Annotated in this window: 5 protein-coding genes; all 5 read left to right on the forward strand. The window is 66.3% G+C overall.

What is annotated here, in order from left to right:
- Positions 1 to 222 precede the first annotated feature (222 nt).
- On the forward strand, positions 223 to 1,566 hold the full coding sequence (locus LAO51_06700; GenBank protein ID MBZ5638435.1) for an outer membrane protein transport protein: 1,344 nt from the start codon (positions 223 to 225) through the stop codon (positions 1,564 to 1,566).
- 76 nt (positions 1,567 to 1,642) lie between these two features.
- On the forward strand, positions 1,643 to 2,953 hold the full coding sequence (locus LAO51_06705) for an AMP-binding protein (protein ID MBZ5638436.1): 1,311 nt from the start codon (positions 1,643 to 1,645) through the stop codon (positions 2,951 to 2,953).
- Positions 2,954 to 3,024: 71 nt separating this feature from the next.
- On the forward strand, positions 3,025 to 4,047 hold the full coding sequence (locus LAO51_06710) for a VWA domain-containing protein (GenBank protein MBZ5638437.1): 1,023 nt from the start codon (positions 3,025 to 3,027) through the stop codon (positions 4,045 to 4,047).
- A gap of 317 nt (positions 4,048 to 4,364) precedes the next feature.
- Positions 4,365 to 5,009 carry an OmpA family protein gene (locus LAO51_06715; protein MBZ5638438.1) on the forward strand — a complete coding sequence of 215 codons (645 nt, stop codon included), beginning with the start codon at positions 4,365 to 4,367 and terminating at the stop codon, positions 5,007 to 5,009.
- Positions 5,010 to 5,137: 128 nt separating this feature from the next.
- On the forward strand, positions 5,138 to 7,146 hold a 2,009-nt coding region (locus LAO51_06720; GenBank protein ID MBZ5638439.1), incomplete at its 3' end, for a bifunctional homocysteine S-methyltransferase/methylenetetrahydrofolate reductase.

The following is a 7,146-nucleotide window of genomic DNA, read 5'->3' on the forward strand; positions in this document are numbered from 1 at the left end:
TACCAGAAAGACGTCTTTATATGGGGAACCGGGGGTAGAGTCAAGGTGCTCTCGTGGAGTGGGCCCGTCGGGGCGTCTTTCGTGCTGCATCGATGCAGAAAGCGGCGGGGCGTGGATCGGGGCCATGTTATCCTGCCAGCCGTTTGTGCCCGGTTTCCGGCGCCCATTGCTGCGGCGCGTGCCGTGGGGCCCGGATGCGGACCCAATATCAAGGGGGCAAACATGAGACGTGGGACACCGTGGATCCTCGGGACGGCGCTGATCCTCGCGGGCGTGCTTCCCGCGATGGCCTCCGGCTTCAGCATCTACGAGCAAAGCGCCAAGGCCTCCGGCCAGGCGGGGGCGTGGGTCGCCCGCGCGGACGATGCGGCGGCCAACTGGTACAACCCCGCTGCCCTGACCCGCTTCGACGGGATGCAGGTCCAGTTCGGCCTGAGCCTGATCACGATCGGAAAGGACACGAAGTTCACCTCTACGGATCCCACGTACAACGCGCCTTACGCGGTGATTTCGCCGACCCGGTTCGACTCCGAGCAGAACAACGCCTTTCCAGCGAGCTTCTATTTCACTCAGAAGATCAACGGCAAGATGGCGTGGGGAGTCGGCGTGACGACCCCGTTCGGTCTCGTTACCGAGTGGAAGGATCGCCCCGTCGTCTTCTCCAGCCGCAAGGCCGACCTGATGACGTTCGTCGTCAACCCGAACTTCGCCTACGCCTTCGATGATCGGTGGTCGCTAGCCATCGGCGCGGATTACATGCTTGCGGACATCAGAGAGTTCTCGCGAGACGTGGATCAGAGCGCCCTGCTCAGCCAGGAACCCGGGACGGTGGTGGGAAGATCGAATCTCAGCGGCGATGGCAACGCGTTCGGATGGAACCTGGCGGTTCACGCCAAGGACCCCAAGTGGTCCTTTGGGTTCACGTACCGAGCGGCGCTATCCCCCAAGATCGACGGAAACGTGAAATTCTCCGGAATCAACCCCCTGCTGGCGGCGCTGTTCCCGAACGGTCCCGGCACGGCCACGCTCGATCTCCCTGCGGAGGCCGCGGCCGGCTTCGCGTGGACCGGGGTGCCGAATTGGGCATTCGAGTTCGATCTGAGCTGGGCCCAGTGGTCGACGTTCGACAAGCTGGCGGTGAACTTCGAAAAGAACACGAGCGTTCCCGGGCCCGCCGGCCCGATCCCGGTCGTTGCGGATATCGACCAGGCCGAGAGCTGGAAGAACACGGTTGCCGCCAGGTTCGGCGCGGCGTGGAAGATCGCGGGCCCGCATGAGCTTCGATTCGGTGCTGTATGGGACCAGAACCCGATTCCCGACGAGACCCTGCGTCCCTCGATCCCGGATGGCGACCGCAAGTCGGTGACGCTCGGTTACGGTTACTGCGGCAAGCACTGGAACGCCGACGTCTATTACATGCCGCTCTTCTTCCAGACCCGGGACGCCAAGGGCGCCCCGGCCCACAAGCCGAGCGAGAACCCGTATCAAACGGTGGATGGAGTCATCGACGGCAAGTACGAATCCTTCGTCCACCTCATCGGCGCGAGCTTCACATGGCGATTCTGATTCCGTGATGCCGTTCGCGGGACGCGCAGGTGACCTCGCCGGCGCGCCCGAAGACGGCGGTGCTCCTCGTTCCGACATGTCTTCCCGATCGCTCGTCGACTTCGCTGCGGCCGCGTTTCGCGACCACCCGGGTCCAGCGCTCGTCCGGGACGACCCGGGCCGGCGCGACGTCTCGGCCGCCGACCTGGACCGCGGGTCGCTCGAGCTGGCGGCCGCGCTCGTGACCTACGGGCTCGAGCCCGGCTCTCGCGTGGCGGTCCTCACGGACGTGGGCGAGGAGTTGCTCCTCGGCTTCCTCGCCGTGATCCGCGCTGGGGCGACCTTGGTGCCGCTCGAGCCCGGTGACGCCGGGAACGGGCTCCTCGATGTCCTCAGGGACACGTCGGCGCGCCAAATCCTGGTTTCCGACGAGACGCTCCTCGACCGGATCCTCTCGATCCGGCCGGACTTACCGGCGCTCGACCTCGTCCTGCTGTTTCGCGAGGCCGGAGAAGATCGGGCGGCGGCCCTGACGGTCGCCGGAGCACGGGCGGTCGGCGCCAATGCGCTGGAACGGTCGCCGGACCTCCTGACTCGGCCGGCGGAGGAGGGAGCTGGAGCGCCCGCGATGTTGCTCCACGGCGGACTCGCCGGGATCCCCCTTACCCACGCGAACGTCCTGGCGGCGGCCGATTCGGTCGCCGCCGCTCTTCGCATCGAACGAGGCGCAACCGTGCTCTCGTCCATTTCGGCGCAGAGCGCCACCCATCTCGCCCTGTCTCTCGCGTGCCTCGCGCGCGGTGCCAAGCTCGCGCACGTTTCCCGTGCGGATGGAATGGGGGCGGCTTTGGCTGGCGTCCGACCGCAGCTGGCCGTCCTGCCACGCTCGCTCGCCGGGGCGCTTCGGACCCACCTCGAGCTGGCCACCGGGGCGACGAGCTGGCTAGGCAAGCGGCTCTTGCGATTCGCGCTCCGGCAAGGGGAGAGGCGGTCCGAGGCGGAACTCCTGGCGGGACGGCTCCCGTCGGCGACGACCTGGGGTTGGCGCGTCGCCGATCTGCTGGTGATACGCCGGATCCGCGAGGCCCTCGGCGGCCGCCTGACCGGTCTCGTGTCTCTGGGCGAGCCGCTTCCGGTCGCGGAATGTCTATTCCTTCTCCACCTGGGGGTTCCGTTTCTCGAGGGGCTCGCGTTCCCAGAGGCCGGCGGGCTCGTCGCCGTGGGCCAGCCCGACGGGCTCCGGGCGGGAACCGTGGGGCGGCTCGTCTCCGGGCTCGAGGCGCGGTCCGGCGAAGACGGGGCGCTCGAGCTACGGGGACCGACGGTGCCGGGCGGCGGTTGGCGGCGTGTCCCGTTCCGAGGACGATTCGACGGCGATGGTTACCTTTCAGGGTCGTTCATGATCTGAGCGTCTGGGGTCACTTGACGTCTTGGCCTCGGAATTGCAAATTGGATCGCGGGGGCCCGAGGAAGAACTCTGTGTTTCGAACACGCAACGTCAGGACGATCGCAACGACGGCGCTCACTTTTCTCTGGGGAATGAGCTTGGCCCTTGCGGGCCAGGCACCGGACGCTTCCGCCGGAGGAGGGGAAGTTGCCCTCGCGACGGCTGCGGCCTCTACCGCGGGCGCATCGAGCACCGATCCCGTGCTGAGCGGCTACGTCGAGGTGGAGAAGATCCGTCTCGTGCTGCTGCCGACCAAAGTCGAGGACCGTAAAGGGCGGGTCATCGAGGGGCTCACCGCGAATGACTTCCAGTTGATGGAAGACTACATCCCCCAGAAGATCCAGTTCGTCTCGGTGGAATCCGACGCGCCGGTTTCCATCGCGTTCATGCTGGATGTTTCGGGGAGCATGAGGATCAGCGGCAAGCTGGATGCGGCCAAGGAGGCGATACGCTACTTCCTGGACGGACTCAGGCCGCAGGACCGGTTCGCGCTGATCGCATTCGCCGACGAGCAAGTCGCCTGGATCACCGAGTTCACCAACGACCGCGAGCGCTTCCTGCAGAGGCTCATGGTGCAGACTGGATACGGCCAGACCGCGCTCAACGACGCGGTGGCCGCGGCGCCGGGGCTCGTTCAGGCGGGAACCGACGGGCGCAAGGCGATCCTCCTGATCACCGACGGCGTGGACAACGCCAGTCGAACGAGCCTCGACCAGGCGATCGAATTGGCGCGGCGAGCCAGCGTTCCGATCTATACGGTGGGGTTCTCCTCGCTGCCGCGAGATCTCCTGCCGATGAAAGAGGAGTTGGCCACCAACTTCAGCGTCCTCACCCGCTTCTCCGACGAGACCGGCGGCTCGCTCTTCGCGGTCCACGATCCCGACGAGCTCAAAGAGGCGGTCGTCCGCATCGACGAAGAGCTACGCCACCAGTACCTGATCGGTTACGTTCCCAGCCGGACGCTGTGGAACGGCTCCTATCGCCGGATCCAGCTGGTGACCCGGAAGAGCCGATACCAGGTTCACACTCGGACCGGGTACTACGCCACGCCCTGAACCGGACGATCCAGCCGGGTCCGATGGCGTCCACGGGTGCTCAAGCCAGGCAATTCGTTCCTCGGTCGCGTCATTCTTACACGTGCTCCCGCTGAGAAAAAGCCCTATTTTCAGCCACTTCTCGGCTCTCATGCGTGGCACGACGATTGAAAGCTACTGGTCGGAGGGGGCTGTTGCAGTCTCGTAACGACCGGAATACAGTTACGGAACGTCGAAGCCCCCTGGGCTCGACGAGGATGCTTCGAGAAGGCACCCGGACTCCCCGACCGGCGTCGCCAACGGCAGGCAGGACGGGGAGCACTCAAGGAGAGCAGGCTATGCGCAAGCGAACGACGACGGTTGTGGCCCTATTGGCCATCGGGGTCCTCGCAGTCTCGGTGGGCTGCGTGACCAAGAAGGTCTACCGGAAGGACCAGGAGCAGACCGACACCCGCATGAAAGGCGTGGAGAGCGGCGTCGAGCAGAACGAGCGGCGAGTCGGCGACCTCCGCAAGGAGACCGACACCCGAATCTCCGAGGTCAAGGGAACGGCGGAAAAGGCGGTGGAGATCGGTTCCGCCGCGATGAACAAGGCTCAGGACGCCGAGAAGCTGGCGAGGGGCAAGGTCCTCTGGACGGTGACGCTGTCCGACGACCGGGTCAAGTTCTCGTTCGACCAGGATGCGGTCCCGTCCGAGGCGGCGATGGACCTCGACGACCTCTCCGCGAAGGTCAAGTCCATGGACAAGACGGTCTACCTCGAGATCGAGGGACACACCGACAACATCGGCAGCGACGATTACAACATGCAGCTCGGCGAGAAGCGGGCCAAGGCCGTGATGACCTACCTGAACGAGAAGGACGGCCTGCCGCTCCACGCGATGAGCGTGATCTCGTACGGAAAGTCGAAGCCGGTGGCCGACAACAAGACCAAACAGGGGCGGGCGCAGAACCGCAGGGTGGTGATCCGCGTCCTCGAGTAGCCTGTCGCTCCGTTCCCGCGCTTCTCGCATCGAGCAGGGGCCGCCGAACCCTCGGCGGCCCCATGTCGTTTTCTCGCCCGGGTTTGACTCCCGCCGCCGCCAGCGACTATAAGAACATCGAGGAGCTCATGGCGAGCCGCGACTTCAGGCGCCTCCTGTCCGAGCGCGTCGTGGTCTTCGACGGCGCGATGGGAACCCGCCTCTACGACCGCGGAATCACGCTGAACCGATGCTTCGACGAGCTGAACCTCTCCGCCCCGTTCGTCGTCGAGGAGGTCCACCAGGAGTATCTCGCGGTCGGAGTGGACGTCATCGAGACCAACACGTTCGGCGCCAATCGGGTGAAGCTGACGAAGCACGGCCTCGCCGACCGCGTGGCGGAGATCAACTCCGCCGGCGCCCAGCTCGCGAGGAAGGTCGCCGGCGCCGACGGTTTCGTCGCCGGTGCGATCGGCCCGCTGGGGCTCAGGATCGAGCCCTGGGGACCGACGTCCACCGCGGAGGCGGCGGCGCTGTTCGCCGAGCAAGCCGCTGCCCTAGCGGAGGGTGGCGTCGACCTGTTTTCCTTGGAGACTTTTTACGATCTCGCGGAAGCCGAGGCGGCGGTGCGCGGGGTGCGCAGCGTCTCCGACCTGCCGATCGTCGTTCAGATGACGCTGCAGGACGACGGGAACAGCCTCGAGGGTGTGAGCCCCGAGATTTTCGGCGCCGCCCTCGCGGCGCTGCCGGTGGACGCGGTGGGCGTCAATTGCTCCGTCGGCCCGGGAGCGATGCTCGACGCGGTCGAGCGCCTCGCGTCCGCGGTGACGTTACCGATCGTCGCACAGCCGAACGCCGGTAAGCCCCGGGTCGTCGAGGACCGAAACTTCTACCTCTGCAGTCCGGAGTACATGGGGAGCTACGCGGGCCGCTTCATCGGGGCGGGCGCGCGGATCGTCGGCGGATGCTGCGGTACCACGCCGGAGCACCTCAAGCAGATCCGGAGAGCGGTGCGCGCGCTGGCGCCGCGGAGGATCGCGGCGGCCCCTCGCGCCGCCGCGGCCGTGAAAGTCGCCGCAGCTCCTCCGCCGATCGCGAGCCGCTCGCGCCTCGGAGCGGCGCTCGCGGAAGGGCGCTTCGTGGTGAGCGTCGAGATGCTGCCGCCCCGTGGCCACGAACTGGCGAAGAATCTCGACGGGGCGCGCCTCCTTCGCGACCACGGCGCGGACGCGATCAACATCCCCGACGGTCCCCGGGCCACCGCTCGAATGAGCCCAATGGCGATGGCCGTCCGGCTCGAGCGGGAGATCGGGATCGAGACGCTGATCCACTACTGCTGCCGCGACAGGAACCTCCTCGGAATGCAGTCGGACCTCCTCGGGGCCCACGCCCTGGGCCTCAGGAATCTCCTGGTGATCACGGGGGACCCGCCGAAGCTCGGCGATTACCCCGACGCGACGGCCGTGTTCGACGTGGACAGCATCGGACTCGTGAACATGGTCCACCGACTCAACATGGGGATGGATGTCGGTGGGAACCCGATCGGGGAACCCACGTCGTTCCTCACCGGCGTCGGGCTCAATCCTGGAGCGGTGGACATCCCGAGGGAGATCTCGCGATTCGAGTGGAAGGTGGACGCGGGCGCCGACTTCGTCGTCACCCAGCCGGTATTCGAGGTCGGAGAGCTCCTCGCGTTTCTCGAGCGGATTCGGCACGTCCGCATTCCGCTGATCGCCGGCGTGTGGCCGCTCGCGTCCTACCGGAATGCCGAGTTCATGAACAACGAGGTACCGGGAGTGCGGGTACCCGAGGCCGTTCTGGAGCGAATGCGCGGGGCCGATACTCAGGAGAAAGCCAGGGCGGAGGGAATCGCCATCGCGCAGGAGACCGTTCGGGCTCTGGCACCGCACGTGCAAGGGGTTCAAGTCTCCGCGCCGTTCGGCCGCTACGCGACGGCCGTCGAGGTCGTCGAAGCCCTGGGTTCTCCTCGACTCACCAACGAAGAGAATTATCTGCTTCAGAAATTCATGCGGCAGATTGTTGGAACGAACAACCTGGACCATCACCGCACGGCCGACTATGCATCGCTGGAGGTTGCCCTGGCAAAGCATTCGAAGCCGGAGGGGCTGTTCAACGTCGATCAAATCAAAACGGCCCG

It is taken from the genome of Terriglobia bacterium (genome assembly GCA_020073205.1).
Classification (GTDB): domain Bacteria; phylum Acidobacteriota; class Polarisedimenticolia; order Polarisedimenticolales; family JAIQFR01; genus JAIQFR01.

Bases quoted from the DNA above. Each gene is read 5' to 3' on its own strand.
- LAO51_06705 (MBZ5638436.1), top strand. From the start codon at position 1,643: ATGTCTTCCCGATCGCTCGTCGACTTCGCTGCGGCCGCGTTTCGCGAC.
- LAO51_06715 (MBZ5638438.1), top strand. From the start codon at position 4,365: ATGCGCAAGCGAACGACGACGGTTGTGGCCCTATTGGCCATCGGGGTC.
- LAO51_06700 (MBZ5638435.1), top strand. From the start codon at position 223: ATGAGACGTGGGACACCGTGGATCCTCGGGACGGCGCTGATCCTCGCG.